The 16,457-nt window shown below is 40.8% G+C and carries 12 protein-coding genes and 2 tRNA genes; 2 read left to right on the plus strand and 12 right to left on the minus strand.

The genetic code is table 11. The annotated features are described in order from the left end of the window. Positions 1 to 264 precede the first annotated feature (264 nt). The 3 genes from AAC073_RS10165 to AAC073_RS10175 form a co-directional block, all read right to left on the minus strand. A complete protein-coding gene (locus AAC073_RS10165) occupies positions 265 to 1,488 on the minus strand; it encodes an alginate lyase family protein (protein WP_339923725.1) in 1,224 nt (407 codons plus the stop codon). A gap of 170 nt (positions 1,489 to 1,658) precedes the next feature. Further along, on the minus strand, positions 1,659 to 3,287 hold the full coding sequence (locus AAC073_RS10170; protein WP_339923726.1) for a sulfatase: 1,629 nt from the start codon (positions 3,285 to 3,287) through the stop codon (positions 1,659 to 1,661). 5 nt (positions 3,288 to 3,292) lie between these two features. Next, complete coding sequence (locus tag AAC073_RS10175; RefSeq protein WP_339923942.1) at positions 3,293 to 3,880, minus strand: sulfatase/phosphatase domain-containing protein; 588 nt, start codon at positions 3,878 to 3,880, stop codon at positions 3,293 to 3,295. Between the two features lie 469 nt (positions 3,881 to 4,349). Here AAC073_RS10175 and AAC073_RS10180 point away from each other — a divergent pair. Both AAC073_RS10180 and AAC073_RS10185 read left to right on the plus strand, forming a co-directional pair. Beyond that, a tRNA-Val gene (locus tag AAC073_RS10180) sits at positions 4,350 to 4,424 on the plus strand. Positions 4,425 to 4,491: 67 nt separating this feature from the next. Continuing rightward, positions 4,492 to 4,566: transfer RNA gene (locus AAC073_RS10185), tRNA-Val, on the plus strand. A 368-nt stretch (positions 4,567 to 4,934) separates the two neighbouring features. Here AAC073_RS10185 and AAC073_RS10190 read toward each other — a convergent pair. From AAC073_RS10190 to AAC073_RS10230, 9 genes are all read right to left on the minus strand, one after another. After that, the gene (locus AAC073_RS10190; protein ID WP_339923727.1) at positions 4,935 to 6,416 is read right to left on the minus strand and encodes a Do family serine endopeptidase; all 1,482 of its coding nucleotides are present in this window, start codon (positions 6,414 to 6,416) and stop codon (positions 4,935 to 4,937) included. A gap of 658 nt (positions 6,417 to 7,074) precedes the next feature. Then, on the minus strand, positions 7,075 to 9,633 hold the full coding sequence (locus AAC073_RS10195; protein WP_339923728.1) for a sodium/solute symporter: 2,559 nt from the start codon (positions 9,631 to 9,633) through the stop codon (positions 7,075 to 7,077). A 32-nt stretch (positions 9,634 to 9,665) separates the two neighbouring features. Then, positions 9,666 to 10,673: a Gfo/Idh/MocA family oxidoreductase gene (locus AAC073_RS10200; RefSeq protein ID WP_339923729.1), complete on the minus strand. Its 1,008-nt coding sequence runs from the start codon at positions 10,671 to 10,673 to the stop codon at positions 9,666 to 9,668. Beyond that, a complete protein-coding gene (locus tag AAC073_RS10205) occupies positions 10,674 to 11,546 on the minus strand; it encodes an SMP-30/gluconolactonase/LRE family protein (RefSeq protein WP_339923730.1) in 873 nt (290 codons plus the stop codon). It abuts the gene before it with no gap. Between the two features lie 5 nt (positions 11,547 to 11,551). Then, positions 11,552 to 13,039 carry a M81 family metallopeptidase gene (locus AAC073_RS10210; protein ID WP_339923731.1) on the minus strand — a complete coding sequence of 496 codons (1,488 nt, stop codon included), beginning with the start codon at positions 13,037 to 13,039 and terminating at the stop codon, positions 11,552 to 11,554. Then, positions 13,029 to 13,409: a RidA family protein gene (locus tag AAC073_RS10215; protein ID WP_339923732.1), complete on the minus strand. Its 381-nt coding sequence runs from the start codon at positions 13,407 to 13,409 to the stop codon at positions 13,029 to 13,031. The genes AAC073_RS10210 and AAC073_RS10215 overlap by 11 nt, the downstream gene beginning before the upstream one ends. 205 nt (positions 13,410 to 13,614) lie before the next feature. Then, the gene (locus tag AAC073_RS10220) at positions 13,615 to 14,526 is read right to left on the minus strand and encodes a dihydrodipicolinate synthase family protein (protein ID WP_339923733.1); all 912 of its coding nucleotides are present in this window, start codon (positions 14,524 to 14,526) and stop codon (positions 13,615 to 13,617) included. A gap of 18 nt (positions 14,527 to 14,544) precedes the next feature. Next, a complete protein-coding gene (locus AAC073_RS10225) occupies positions 14,545 to 15,636 on the minus strand; it encodes a pyridoxal-phosphate dependent enzyme (protein WP_339923734.1) in 1,092 nt (363 codons plus the stop codon). After that, complete coding sequence (locus AAC073_RS10230) at positions 15,633 to 16,457, minus strand: SDR family oxidoreductase (RefSeq protein WP_339923735.1); 825 nt, start codon at positions 16,455 to 16,457, stop codon at positions 15,633 to 15,635. The genes AAC073_RS10225 and AAC073_RS10230 overlap by 4 nt, the downstream gene beginning before the upstream one ends.

Consider the following 16,457-nt stretch of genomic DNA (forward strand, 5'->3'; position numbering starts at 1 on the left):
TAAAAGTCTCTCGAAAAAAGGGGGCGCAGTGACTACTCGTCTATTTTAACACGTTAAGTAATAGGATTTCCCCGCCCTGACAATAGTCAGGGGTAATGCCTGTCCTAAGTCTTCTCAGGAAGTGTTGTACTTTGCAAACAGCAACGAAGGGGCTGATTTTGTCCACCGCGGCGGATCAACACGTTATAGATTACCTATTGCCTATTTTGGGTTTAACGATCCTATCTCGCTCTGGGGTTAATGGTGGTGCTTTGAGATCAAGCTTTATTCAAGTAGCGGGTGGGTCAGTCTTCCGAAGAGCGCCAATCGTTGACCTGAAATATTACCAGGTCCACAGTTTTTGAGTGAGAGAAGCATTGCTGGATTTTTGTAATAATTATAGGCCATGTACAATGCATTCATACGGTTGGGTGTAAAACAATGTGAACCTTTGGGATTGTCTATGACAAACAAATAAGCATTTAGAAGGGAACCTGAACCATCTTCCTCCAGGTTATCGTAGAGGGAATTGTCCCCCAATCTTCTCAGGAATTCTGCATGGGCAGTGAGGTGTTCTATATAGGTCATGTTATAATGGGTGCCACTCCCGTCGGAGGGCAGATGGTCTCCATCGATGGGGTCTTCTCCTCTCCGGATTTCTTCAGGAATTGCACCAATGGGCAAAATTCCCCAAAGGTCAACTTTCGCATCCAATTTCCAGTTTTTAGTCGTTTTCTGGCGGCCGATCTGATAGGCATTGTGTGAGGCAAAGGCAGCTTTAGGACTTAACTTTTGAAACTCAGGACTGATTTCTTCAAGTGTCCAATCAGGATGATCCATCAGGTAATAAGCAATCAAGGCTGCAGAGAAGGAACCCGATGTACCCCAATTGTTTTTTCTGTAACGACTTGCCCAGGCAACTTTATTATACATAACATCTCTTAACCAAACTTGATATTTAAATTTATCCGCCACGGTCCATTTTTCCCATCCTTCAAGAAGATCTGCCGCATAAATATAAGGAGTCCCTCCTCTGGCAAGATTTAAAATCCCCTGAGCACCCCAGTGAAATTCGTTTTCCTCTTCATTTTGGTAATTATAAGTAGTGGTAAGATCTAAAATAAGGTCTCTGGCTTTTAAGGCATAGTATTCTTCACCAGTGAGATGCCATGCAATGGCAAGGCCATAAACAAGTTTACCACCAGTTGAACTTAGCTGAATAGGATCAGAAGAACTTCTACCCACAATTTTTACTTCATCCGGCAAGGGCTCCCAATTTTCAGCATCCTTACTCAAGCTGTCTATATAGCCCAAAAAGTCACTTACGTTTGTACGGTATGGTTCTACTCCTTTCTTGGCCTTTTCTTTTATTTCCAACAGCTCTTTAGGAGAAACAAGAATTCCTATAGACTCCTTGTATATAGTACCATTTACCATATCTGGCACAGGCATAAGCCCTAATCTCGTAATAAGCAGAAATGTCAGAAAAAACATGGTAAAGTGCTTCATTTAAACCTCAAGTTGTTGTGATCAATATTATCAAACGCTTCATAAAGATAAGGTTTTTAAAAGTGTTTTATAGGCTACTCTCTCAATGATTGAAAAAGCCCCAACTTATAGATTTCAACCAATCATTGGGGCTTTCTCAGCTAATAAAGAAATTTAGGTAGTCCCTTTATTTAGTTTTTCCTTGCTTCTAAATAAGCATCCAGGTATTTTTTATCATTTTCATCGCTGTCTCCATATTTTTCCCGGAGTTCTTTCAACCTTTCATGCATCATGGTTTTTACCTCTGCATATTCCGGATCGTCATAAACATTATTCATTTCAGAAGGGTCCTCTTTCAGGTCATACATTTCCCATTCATCAATGTCATAATAGAAGTGCATCAATTTATAGCGATCTGTGGCTACTCCATAATGGCGTTTCACCATGTGAACAGATGGATACTCATAATAGGTGTAATAGACAGCATCTCTCCATTCTCCAGATTCCCCACTAACTAGTTTTCGGAAAGATTCACCCTGCATTTCTTTAGGTGTTTCAACACCCGCATAATCCAAGAAGGTAGGCGCAAAATCTAGATTCTGAACCAGTTTATCGATTTTGGTACCCGCTTTGATTTCCTTTGGATAACGCACCAATAGAGGCGTTCTAAAAGATTCTTCGTACATGAAACGCTTGTCGAACCATCCATGCTCACCTAAGTAAAAACCCTGATCTGAGGTATAAACAACGATGGTATTTTCTGCCAAACCGTTGGCTTCTAAATAGTCTAGCACTTCACCTACACCATCATCTACAGACTTAATCGTCCTTAGGTAATCTTTAATGTATCGGTTAAATTTCCAATGGGCAATTTCTCTCTTTTTCTCATTACTAAAAGTAGATTCATCTACTTGACCAAAAGCCTTTTTGAAAGCATCATTTTTTGGGTCATAGGCCGCTTTCCATTTGGCCAATTGATCGGGATTAAATCTTTTTAGCTCGTTTGCAAAGCCAGTACTGTCTCCGTAAGGATCCACTTCCATTTTAAAATCATGACCCCATTGGGCATGTCCATCTATTTCCATTTCCTGGGTTTTGGCAGCCGTGCCTCTACCCGCATAATTGGTTTCCTGGTCAAAGAAACTGGCAGGCGGGGTGAAATCCTTGTCATCATACAATGTCAAATACTCCTCTGCCGGTTTCCAATTTCTATGAGGTGCCTTTTGGTGGTACATCAGGGCAAAGGGCTTTTCTTGATCCCTTCCAGTTTCCAACCATTTTAAAGCTTCATCTGTGGTAATATCAGTCACATAGCCCTCAAACCTTGTTCGCTTACCATCTACCAAAAAATCAGGATTGTAATAATTCCCCTGACCGGGCAAAACCATAGAATAATCGAAACCCTGAGGCAATCCGTCTAGGTGGATTTTTCCGATCAGTGCTGTTTGGTACCCATTGGCTTGCAAAAGTTTTGGGAAATTGTCCTGGTCCCAATCAAAGGGTTGAACATTGTCTACCTTACCATTGACAAAGCTATGCTTACCAGTAAGTAGCACCGCCCGGCTAGGGGCACAAATAGAATTGGTGACAGTAGCTCTGGTAAATATGGCTCCTTCATTGGCTATCCTGTCAATGTTTGGTGTTTCGTTCAAATCATGTCCATAAGCACTGATCGCCTGATAAGCATGATCGTCTGACATGATGAAAAGGATATTGGGTGGTTTTTCATCCGTATTTTCCTCCACTTTGGTATTACATGACATAGCAAAATAGGCAAGGGCTACGATGTAAAAGATAACTTTAAGTTTACAAAAATTCATTTGGTCTATTGTTTAGTTGTTTCAATTCTACCTGGTTCACGCCTGTTTTTACCAGCGATATTCATCAAGTCATCCCCCATATCTTCTCGAACTTCATTTGCCAACGCAGACAGTTCCGCTACAATTTGGGGATTTTCTTGCTGCACATCATAGCGTTCTCCCGGATCCCTTCTAAGATCATAAAGAGCCATAGCAGTTGCTACCTGCCTTGTCTCACCATTTACACCTTTTTTACCTGGAGAAGAAAGCCCATAAGTACGGTGGACATGGGGAAATACAAGCTTCCAATTGCCTTTTCGAACTGCTTCTAAGGAATTTTTTTGGTAATAATAATTAAATGTTTCTCTGGGATTGGCATTCGGTACATTCTCCCATAATTCCAATATACTTACGCCGTCAATTTTTCTATCCGGTAAAGGTACATCCAGAATCTCAGCAAAGGTTGGAAAAAAGTCGATGGTGGATGCCAATTTATTATTTATGACTCCTGCTGGAATTCTTCCTGGCCATTTCACCATACAGGGTACTCGCTGTCCTCCTTCAAAACTGGTCCCTTTTCCTTCCCTTAAACCACCTGCAGAACCTGCATGTATTCCGAAATTAAGCCAAGGGCCGTTGTTATCATTTTCTAATTAACTAGTAGCTAACATAAAGCCTACCAGATCATCCGATTTTAATCTTAAAAATGGACAAATTAATCATCCTTAACAAAAAAAACTTTGAAGAAATAAACTCAAGGCCGATAAAATGCCCAACCTTACGATACAACAGTGAATTCAATTACGCCATATTGGGGATTAGGTTATCAAAATTTATTTTAATATGTAGGTATTTATTGAGTGAATTTTATAGGTTAATTAATAAAACGCTCTGATAGCAATTTTAATTGAAAAAAAACCAGGGTTATTTTTGCAACATTAAAATTTAACCCTACATTTGCAATCCAAATCGGGTGATTTACCTCTGCTTATTGCTTTAAGCGTACTTCATACCACTTGGTTAATTTGTTGAAAAATGAGTAATTAGAAGGTTAAAAGTAACCTAAAACTAATTTAAAATATTGGGAGTTTAGCTCAGTTGGTTCAGAGCATCTGCCTTACAAGCAGAGGGTCGGGGGTTCGAATCCCTCAACTCCCACAATAATTATAAATCACATTTCCGGTAAAAGTACCGGTTTAACAATACAAGTTGTTAAATGCATATTGGGAGTTTAGCTCAGTTGGTTCAGAGCATCTGCCTTACAAGCAGAGGGTCGGGGGTTCGAATCCCTCAACTCCCACATCAAGACTTAGGTCTTCAGCTCATTCCAATTTTCATCGGAAGGGTCGGAATTTCAAATTCTTCAACGCCCCCACAGCAAGCCTTTTAATAAGGCTTTTTTATTTTATGTCCTGTCATTATTACATATTTTTTTCTAAGATTGCAAAACCGTTCTAGGCTAAAGGGAAAATATTCAGCTCGATGAAAGTTTTCTTAAATCTAATTTGGGACATTATGCATTTTCATATTAAAAAACCCATTTATGACGCCTTTGATTTTTTGACTATAGACGGGCAAAAACTTAAGCTGACTTTTTGTATGTAATAAAAAAAGGCCACCCCTAAGGCGACCTTTCAATATTTTCAAGATTATTGTTGCTTATAAGCTTTAAAGACTTAATTCATAGTAAGAACGTTGACCATTTGGATAAACTCCTAAAATAATCACTTCTTCTCCCTCGTAGTTCTTAAGCGCTTTGATCACATCCTCACCTGAAAGAATTTTGGTCCTTCCAATTTTGGTGATAATAAAGCCTTCTTGGACACCTGCCTCTTTCCATGAATCATTGTCGATGGAGGATATTGTCGCTCCACCTTCGAGTTCAAGTCTAGCTTTGTACTCTACTTTCAAGTCTTCAAAGACTACCCCTTCAAATTCCGTGATTTTTGGAATTGTTTTTACCACTACCTTCGTATCACCCGATACATTCTTAAGTGTTGCCGTAGTCGTCATTTCCTTTCCATCACGGAGGAATTTGACATTGATTTTATCTCCAGGACGCTTTCTAGCCACCCTTTCTTGCAAAGAAGAAGTAGTGTATGTATCGGCGCCATCAATGCCTATGATGATGTCTCCTCTTTGTAAACCTGCTTCTTCACCACCACTACCTTCTCTTACTTCTGCAACGAATACACCTCTATCTGCTTTGACTTCCTCGCCGATAGATTCTTCAAGGTCAGCATTTACATCTCTGATAATTACACCAAGCAATCCTCTCTGTACAGTGCCAAATTCTAAAAGATCATCCATTACTTTTTTTGCAATGCTACTTGGTACTGCAAATGAATAGCCGCTAAAGCCACCTGTTCTTGAAGCAATGGCTGTGTTGACTCCAATAATTTCTCCATTAAGGTTCACCAATGGCCCACCTGAGTTACCTGGATTAACAGCTGCATCGGTCTGAATAAAGGACTCTACTTGCATATTGCTCTCATCTCGGAGAATCCCAATATTTCTTGATTTGGCACTAATAATTCCTGCAGTTACTGTAGAATTCAGCTCATAAGGGTTACCTACTGCTAAAACCCATTCTCCAATTTGAGCCTCATCTGAGTTTCCAAAAGGAATAAATGGTAGATTATTGGCATCAATCTTTAGCAATGCAAGATCAGTTGTTGGATCCAAACCTATTACTTTGGCAGTAAACCGCCTGTTGTCCTCTAAGGTGATTTCTACCTTGGAAGCATTTTCTATCACGTGATTATTGGTCACGATGTATCCATCTTCGGATATAATTGCGCCTGACCCAGTGCTTTTGCCTTCTCGTGGAGGAGCTTCTCCTCTTGGAGATCTGAAGCCAAATAACTCTTCCATAGGATCCACACCTTGTTGGCCCCTACTCATGCTTACTGTACTTCTTACGTGTACTACAGCAGGTGTTACTTGAGCTGCTGAAGCCACAAAATTAATTCCTTCAGGAATCACGAACTTGTCGTCACTAAGCCAATTTACCAGGCTGGTGTTTTGCTTTTCAGTAAAATTTGTCGTGGAATCTTGATTGGTTTGCAAAAACCCCACACCAAGAACTGCTACAAATCCCCCTATTAAAGAAGCGAGCACGATTCCAAGGAAAAACTGTTTTCTATTCATTGTATACCTTTCTTTTAAATTAAATCAATTAACACGAAATATTCTTTCTTATTGTTACTTCTAAAACGATGCCAGTTGGACTTAAGGTTTCCTATTTAACAGCATTTAACATAAAAAAACTTATTTCTTTCAGCATATTCTTAAATAATCAATAAAAACAAAATAAAGAATGCCTCTTTCCAAAGAAGGCAATTTTGATATCACTCAGTTACAACAATTCGCAACGAGAAAAAGTTAATGTAAAGCTTAATTTATTTTAAAATCCTTGAAAGCAGGCCTTAAAGCGCTGTTTTTTTCAACTGACACAAATACAATAAATAAGTAGATGCCCATCCCCACTTTCACCCGCAATGTAATCGGAAGACCATCAGTACATTTACAGAAAAACTGAAACGTAATAAAGTAGTATACACAGCATCTATCTCATTTAACCTAAGCTTGACACCACATAGGCCATAAGAAATAAACAATTGCCTTCGATAAAATCAATACCTTTTAAGACCTAAGTGAAAAACCTACTATTGGCCTTTATGGAATAAGTAGGTAAACCAATTTGAAAACAGAAAGGGCCACCCAAACGAAATCATAAAACAGCCCCAACAAACTGCCATTTTGACACTTCCTAAGGTGTACCTGCCAACAAAAAATCTTAAAACGGTTATTTTTTTATCATTGACTTATAGGTAAGGCCATGGGTCTGACTTTTACTTTTGGGGAACATTAAACTAAAAACAAACCCTATAACTACACAACTCAATACACCTACAGCTCCATAGAGGTATCCATTCACATCTGTATACCTGCTGACCATAAAAGTAATCCCAGCTCCGGAAAGCGTCCCTATAATTACTCCTATTGCATTGGCTCTTTGACTAAATATCGCCAGTATAAAAACTCCTGCCAGGCAGCCACCTATCATTCCCACTAATTTTTGGAACAAATCAAAAATAAACCCTACTTCAGTAGCTGCAATCCAAACGGCAGTTAAAGTCCCAAAAACACCCATAATAACTGTAACCGTCTTGGCCAATTTTAAATACTCACGATCCCTGAGTCCTGGTTTTAAGTATTTGTGAATGTCTGTGATATAGGCTGTGGAGATACTGTTCATACTGCTGTCCAAAGAAGACATACTTGCTGCGAAGATTCCAGCAATCACTAATCCTGCAATGCCCATAGGAAGTTCAGCTACTATATAATAAGGCAATAGCTCTTCAGGATTAGCACTTCCGATTTTTTCTGGATTGGTGAGATAATAAACGAAGAGAACGGTTCCCAATCCAAAGAATAAAAATATTCCAGGAATTGTGATAATTCCATTTGTCCATAGGCTTTTCGCTGCTGCTTTTTCATCTCTCACCGTCAGGTAACGCTGGATTACCACCTGATCGGAGGTATAAGGGATTAAATTCAAAAAGAAAAACCCTACAACAGCTACCCAGAAAACCAGCTGGGTATAGTCCCATGACCAGTCTACCAGCTTAAATTTATGGAATTGCATCCCAACATCAATAACGGTAGAAAAACCGCCGTCAATATTGGCTATCGCTATAAATATGGATAGCAATGCTCCCCCTAACAATACCACAACCTGTATTACATCTGTCCAAATCACCGCTTCAATACCACCCAAAACCGTATAGATGGTACTGAAAACACCCATTATGGCAATACAAAGAAAAATATCCATGTTAGTTACCGACGAAATCGCTATGGCTGGCAAATATAGTACTACCCCCATACGAGCCAGTTGAAATACGATAAATGTTAAGCTTCCCAATAGGCGAACCCTTACATCAAACCTCAATTCCAGGTATTCGTAGGCTGTGGTGATGTTCAACCGCTTAAAAAACGGCAGGTAAAACTTAATAATTAAAGGTACAATCGCTAAAATCATGAAGGACCCCACTGCAAGGCGCCAATTGGTGGCATAAACAATGACTGGAATAGCCATAAAGGTAATCGCACTTAACTGGGTACCATATATACTTAGTCCTGCTGCCCACCAAGGTATGCGCTTCCCTGCCAGAAAATATTCTGTGGTGGTATTTTCTCTACTTGAAAAATAAAAACCAATCCCAAGCATACAAGCCAAATAAGCGCCTAAAGTAGTCCAGTTGGCCCAACCAAATGGATTATGTACGGACAAGCCAAACACTTTAGGTGACCTTACGCCTGGCCCTTTTTCTCCATTAGGAACAACCCAAAAACCATCCCAATAGACAGCTGGGGCTGTAACCCTAGAAGTACCCTCAGGCATGTCTCCCATTTCTACCCATTCCTCAGAATTGGTATTGTAAGCCAACATTTTATCCAAAAACCCAGGGTGACTTGCAGGGTCAGTATGCGTCAATGTTTTTTCATCCAGACCACCGGGAATCAAAATATGGTCTCCACCCAAACTGAATGCTGGCGAAGGTGCTGCGGCTACACCTCTGGGCAAATCTTTTAATTTCTCCCAAACACCTTGTGCGGGTTGATCTCCAGGGATAAATCGGTAAGCGTCCTTTAACAAGGTCCTGCCTAAGCTTTCGTCTGTGTTTTTATAAAGCCCAAAACCACTAAAAATATAAAATTCATCTTTGTGTGAAGCAGCCACAGCCTGGATTCTAGCCATACCAGGAAAAGCAGGACCTTCTTCCCATTTCAGCTCTGCTTTGCCTTTCTTTAAATCAAGGTAATAAAATTTAGTTTCTGCAAGACCAGTAGCGGTCTTCTGCCCCCCCAAAACATAAAACACCCCTTCCAGAATCGTTCCTGTCATGCTAGCCAATGGAACTGGCAGTTGCGGGTAATCATTTTCCAGCACAATTTCTCCGTCACGAAAAACCAAGCTTATGACTTGGTTGGAATGGGCTTTGGCATCGTTTCCGCCTATAACCCAAACCTTATTTTTGTAACTTCCGGAAACAGAATAAGCGAGTGGTTGTGGTAACTTTTGTCCTGCAACTGTCCACCCCGCTTCAGTGTTTTCCATGAAGTAAATCTCATCATACCATACTTTCTCCCCACCTTCCCAAGGCCTCTTTTCTGGGAAATTGGCACCGCCACCTACTAATAAAGCCCCATTACTTACGCCTGCAAACATTCCAGCAAAACCCTCTTTATCTGGAATAGCGGGTAACTCCTCCCATCTTACCTCCTTACCAACTGCTTGAAAAACTACAAGAATAAAAAATAAGGCAACAAATAAGTATCTTTCCAGGGTTGAATGCATTTTTATATTGAATTATAGTAATATTTTTTAATTTAATGTAACCTTATAGGCACTCCTGTAGCAGCAGCATCAAAAGCTGCAAATAAAACTTCCATGACTTTCAAAGTATGCTTACCTGAAGCAAATGGTTCTCGGTCTTCCATAATAGCTTTGGAAAACTCCTCCCATTGATTGACCAAAGCTTCATTCATCCAATCTTCGGAATAGGAATTGGGAAGAAGATCGTAATCTTGATCTTTCCCCAGAAAAACACCTTTGGTATTGTCCATTTTAAGGCTGCCTGTGCTTCCATTAAAATCGATGCAGATATCATTTACACCATTTTTAAATCCTGAATAATGAAGGGAAGCCTTCTGACCTTTTTTGAAATCCAGCACAATCACCCCTCCATCATCTACTTCATCTTCATGAAAAGCATTGGTCATACTGGCAGTAACACTGCTAACATCAGAAGGGATCAAAGCACACAAGGCATCCAATTGATGGATGGCTACAGTGAGTAAATATCCTCCACCAGAAGTCTTCTTCAGATGCCAATCCTTCCGGTCACCATGCTTCCAAAAAGAAATTGATGTCGCTTTGACCATATGTATTTCACCAATTTCCCCAGAAGCAATGGCAGTTTTTGCAGCAATAAAGGAAGGTGAAAATTGAGCAACCTGACCAATCATTAACTTTATGTCCGATTTAACACTGGCTTCATGAATGGCTTTACAGTCTGAATAAGTTGAAGCCATAGGCTTCTCCAGCAAAATATGCTTTCCTGCGGCAGCGGCCTCTAGGGCAATTGTTGTATGCAAATGGTGGGGTGTAGCAATAAGTACAGCATCTATCCCCGGATCACTAAGCAATTCACGGTAATCTGTAACCCCTTTAAGTTTGTATTTGTCAGTGAGTAGGGACAATGCAGCTGCATCCCTTCTGCAAATAGCCTTCAATTCAAGTGATGGGATTTTTTGTATGGCTTCAATATGTCTTGAGCTAAAATTTCCTGCGCCTATAATTCCAATCCCTATCATTTCCTCCTTTGTTCTGTCCATTTAATTCAAGGGCATTCCTTCAATACCTATTTTAATCCGGCTTACTTTACCTGGGCCTGGCTCCGCTACGCCACCAGTTATCCATAAATAGCCATCTGCAAAGCAAAGGTTGCTGGTAAGTGGAATACCGGAGTCGTAGGTTGCGAGCAATTCTCCCTCTTCCGATAGCACCTGTATGGCCTGCATTCCGTAATGAGCTACCCATATTCTACCTTCCCTATCCATCGCCAAACCATCCGGAAGATTTCCGGTCTCCTTATTTTTATCATTAAATGGCAAGGTTGCCAACACCGATAAGAAATCAGGGCTAGTTTCAGGTAAATTCAAGTCTATTTTCAAGATCCTGTTTTTATAACTTTCAGCGATATACAAGATATTTTTTTTATGGTGGAACACAATCCCATTTGGGAAATCAATGTCAGTGGCAACAGCATAGGCCTCACCCTCCCAACCTACAAAATATACACCTCCATTGTGCCTTATGGAATCGGTAAAAAAGAAACCTTTTTCTGTATGCACTGCGACATCATTGGGACAGGTAATCGTCACGCCATCGATTTCAGCGGGAGAAACATCTCCCAATAAAGTCCCTTCCAGGTCATATTTTATAACGCTGCCAGACAAACTGTCACAAAGCAGGTGGTCTCCATTTGCCATGATTGCTTGTCCGTTTGGTCTTTTGCCTTTGGCCCACAGTTTGGGTTTTTCATCCTGATACCTGTAAATCCCTTCACCTGCCAGATTCGTGTAATAAAGGAAACCATCATTCCCTAAAACTGGCCCCTCTGTATAGTATTCCAGCTCCAAAATAATTTCAGGCGGAATGGTATTGGGATCAGGGAGCTTCTGGTGAATGTGGTTTCCTTTCTTCATTTAATTTATATTTTATCCAATGGAAACAAAGGTTTCCTTCTGTGCTTGTAGGTCAAACTCGCCATATCTGCCCTAGTAACACCAGGGGTATTGGCCCTTAAAATTGTTTTACAAACAGACTGGTAAGCTGCCAAAGGGGCATTAACTCCTTTTGCCACCAATACATCGTAGGATGAGGGCTCAATATTAAAATGAAGCAACTGCTGTAGACTAAATGGCACAATACGCAAAGAAGTAAGCATAATGGTATTACCGGCTTTGCTGGTCACAATGGCTGTTTCTCCCATATTGAAGTTGACCTGTCCTCCATGCCTTGGCTCTTTCTCAGTGAATTTTCCGTCTACAATTTTCTCCAGTTTCACTTCTAAAGACATGGTTTCACCATGTAAATTGTCTGTCTTGGCGCCTATATTTATCCTGTAATACCCTTCTGGATTGACCGATTTTAATTCAGCCACTGCTTCCGGATCATAGATACATACAAAACTTTTTACTCCAGGACAGGATTCCAAAACTCCAAGAAGAAAGGTACTGTCTGCAGGCGAACCGCCACCAACGTTGTCTCCCATATCCAGTATCAGCAAAGGTTTTTCAGCTTTGTCGATATGGGTCGGCATTTCATCCAAGCCAATTTTCTTCCCTGAGAAATCTTGGTGATTCTTAAGCAAATAATCATTCAGAACAGCTGCTTTATTTTCTGCCAACTTTCTATCGTTATTGGTAACCACAATAAAGCTGGTACCCATTTCAGGGACATCAGCATAGGGAAATCCCAAAACAACATTGGTAGATAAAACACCAGGGTCATCCTGAATTTCGCTGGCAAAGGCAAATAAGGTTTTGCAGGGATCAGATCCGGTATGCTGCATTTCAATGCTTATTGCCACCTTTGTTTGCATAAGAAACATTTCTGGTTTTATCTTGCCTTTAAGGGTGTCTACCATTAAAATAGCTGCTGATTTACCTACATCTCTTTGGTCTACATGGGGGTTGGTTTTGTAAGCAACAAGCGCATCTACTGCTTCCACCATCGTCTCACTTAGATTGCAATGTGGGTCGATTGTACCAATAATAGGAAGATCTGGCCCCAGGATTTCACGAACCATTTTTAACCAATGACCATCAAAATCCAAATAGGGCACACTGACACCAGCACCATGAGGCACTACCATTAAGCCATCTAAAGGGGGTGCCTCCTTTAAGGTTCGCTCTACTTCTTTAATTAAGCGTTTGGCCGTTTCTTCCGCAATAATTCCTCCGGGAGTAGCTTCAGCATAAAACAAGGGGACAAGTTCTATGTCCTCCTCAGCGCTTAAAATCGAGACCATGCCTCCAATTTCATGAAAGGCCTCACGGTATTCGTCTATAACATCCTGTCCATACAGCAGGTGTCCATTTTCGAAATCTCCCCAAGTAGTCTGCTGATCCAAAAAGGTGTTTGATTCATGATAAACACCGATTATACCAATATGTTTTTTTGAATTATTCGACATATGCTACTAAATCCACTTCAAATTTCAGCAAAGTTCCCAAGCAACCTATCAAGGTCGTTCTAGCAGGAAATGGTGCCTGAAAGTATTCTTTATAAATGGCGTTAAATTCCGCCAGGTCCTCTTGGTTTCCTACGTAGTTTCTCACCTGAACCACATCACTAAAATCTAAACCAGCTGCCGCTAGAATTTTTTTAGCGTTATCAAAAGATCTTCTTACTTCATTTTCAAATGTGTCGTTTACAATCTTCCCATTTTCATCAACCGAAGCCTGGCCAGAAACAAAGACCATATTGTTTACCTTGAGTGCTGGAGAAAAAGGCAATGGACTACTAGGAACACCTTCGCCTGAAATAACTTCTTTATTTACCATAATTTTTTAATCGTTTTTCTAATATTTTACCCGAATTATATCGAGTGGATTTTAATTACAATTTACAAATCTGATCTGTCTTCTTTACCTTTAACCAAGACCCCACTAAATAATCCGTGTTAACTTGCCCTCAACTTTCTCAGACCACATTGATCTTTCTTTAGGTGGTTTTTCTATTCAGTAGGATATTATACCTGATAAGCATTTAACCACCTATTTTTGCTGCTTTTACCACTCTATCAATCAATTCTTCAATTTTCTTATCTTCCCAAACTTTATTGGTATTGCCTACCGGGGCTATTGAACCCCCAATATCAACACCATACCTCATTTGAATGGCTTGTCTAAAGAAGGTCCAGATATTTGGTAAAGTTTCAGCAATTACTTCCTGGAAAACCAGCATAAAGTCTGTTGCCAATGCCACATCGCCTTTTACAAATGCCTCTCGAACATGTTTACACTCAGGCTCGAAAACATTATAATAAGAACCAATGGCACCATTAGTACCACACAAAACTGCATGGCACATCAATTCATCCGCTCCGCTAAAAAGCACCAATTCACCCTTTGAACTGTATGAAATGGTACTAATCTCCAAAAGATTATTTGTAGTCAATTTCATACCTGCCATATTAGGCATCTTAAGTAATTTATTTATAAATCCACCCAATCCATCTGAAAAACTGGTAGCGCCCAGTTGGTATGGGAAGAAAGGCAAATCCGTAGCGCTGGCAATAGCTCCATAATGCGCTAATGCCATCCCTGAACTTCCGTCTGTAGGTCCGTAATAAACAGGGGCAACTGAGGAAATACCATCAACTTTGCACTGAGCAGCATGCTTGGCCAAACGTACTGACTCCTGTGTGGTCATGGAACCTACCTGCACAATTATTGGCACTCTTCCCGCATTCACATCTGCAGTAATCTCCGTCACCTTGTTTCTGTCCGCTTCACTAAGCAAAAACCCTTGACCTGTGGATCCAAGTAGATAAAGTCCGTCAACACCTTGGGCTATTAAAACATCTACCCACTTCTCTAATTGCTTAAATTCAGGACGACCATTGCCATCCATTGGAGTAAGCATTGCTGGCCAAACTCCCTTCATATTTTCATACATATTCAATTGTTTTATCTATTATACTGCAAAATAATGATCCATTTCTTTATAACTCTTTAAATAGCTTACCGGGTTGTGAACAATCAACTCTTCAACGGCATGAGGGTCTTTGAAACCACTTCCAGAGACGATACAAACTGCATTGGCATCTTTATCCACTTCCCCATCGGCGACCGCTTTCATCCATCCTGCCAAAGCTACCGCACCCGCAGGTTCTGTGTATACCCCTTCTTTTACTGCTAATAATCGCTGACATTCAAAAGTTTCTTTATCACTAACCAAGAAACCATCCCCTCCAGTTGCCTTGCATTCTCTCAAGGTTTCTGTTCCGTCTATTACATTGGCCACTTGAAGCCCGCTCACTTGAGTAGTGGCATTTGTTACAGCCTGGGCTTCTTCCAAGCCTTTTCTCAGGTTTCCGGCAATGGTATCATTCCCTTCAGGTTGAACGCAATGTACACTGGGCACTTCAAAAACGGCATGCTGGCGTTTCCATGTTTGAAAGCCTCTGGCAATCGCCAAGGCCAAGCCTCCACCACCCGACGGGACAAATACATTGTCCACATGCGCTAGGTCTTCCGCCAGTTCAAAACTTATCGTTTGTACGCCGGTCATGCCCACTGGACTGTACTTGAAAGCACTTACTTGAAGACGAGTATGGTTTTGAGTTGCTACTTCACCTAGCTTCCCAAATATCTTCACACTTACATCGCTATTTTTACCGAAGTCTTTGATGACATATAAAGAGGCACCATACGCCCTCATTTGTTTCAATTTACCTTCTGGGGCACCATCGACGATCGCAATCTTGCAAGGTAACCCTGCTGCGGCGGCATAAGCAGCGAGTGCCGCGCCAGTGTTTCCACTTGAAGTAGCCAAGCAAATTTTGCCCTTGTTTGCCAAAATATCTGCTATGGCAAAAGCGGCAAAGCGGTCCTTGTAGGAACCCGAAGGATTGGAGGATTCCAGTTTGAAATAAAGATTTGGAAAACCCAATTCAGGACCAATTTGCCTTGACTTTATCAAGGGCGTATTACCCTCGCCCAGTGAAAATGGTGCTATTCCCTGGGGTAAATTTAATAACGGTGTGTATTTGCTTATTCCTTTCAAAATTCGTTGGGGAATTGTAGTTTCTTGTTTTTATAACTATTGAAATTATGAGTAAAACCTCCATCGATAACCAATGAAGTCCCATTTACAAATGAGGCATTGTCAGAAGCCAACCAGAAAACACCATTGGCGATTTCCTCAGGAGAGGCACTTCGTTGTAATGGTGTCATGCCTTCCATTTCATCCACCAGGCTTTGACTCACATCAATGCCTTCGGTGTCTTTGAAATTACTGCTCATGGTGGTGGTTACATTCCCTGGGCAAACCGCTACTACTCTGATACCTGATGGCCCATACAATGCTGCCATTTCATAGGTTAAGCTTAACAAAGCACCTTTGGCAGCAATATAAGCTGGGCTTGAACCTCCAGCTCTTTCTGCCATAACACTGCTCAGGTGGACAATTACTCCTCCTTCGCGCCCAGAAGCCATTTTTTTTGCCGCCAATTTTGATAGAAATACTGGAGAGGTGAGACAAATCTTTAAGGTCTTTTCCCAATTTTCTCTGGAAATGGTATTCAAAGTCTCAATGGTTCTCCATGCGGCATTGTTGACTAACACATCTATTTTGCCCCATTTACTATATGTCGCCTCCACGATTTCATCCACAAAATCATCTATTGCCAAGTCTCCATCTAAAACCAAAACATTTTCAGGTTTTGAAAGAGAAGCCGCTGCGGCCTGCAATTCATCATTGTTTTCTGAAACCATGGCAACATAATCCCCATTGGCAATAAAAGCTTCTGTAATCGCTTTGCCAATGCCTCTGGATGCTCCGGTAACTATTATAACTCTTGGCTTAATTTCCACTTCACTTTTCAT

Origin of the sequence: uncultured Cyclobacterium sp., from assembly GCF_963977555.1 — a bacterium.
Taxonomy (GTDB): Bacteria; Bacteroidota; Bacteroidia; order Cytophagales; family Cyclobacteriaceae; genus Cyclobacterium.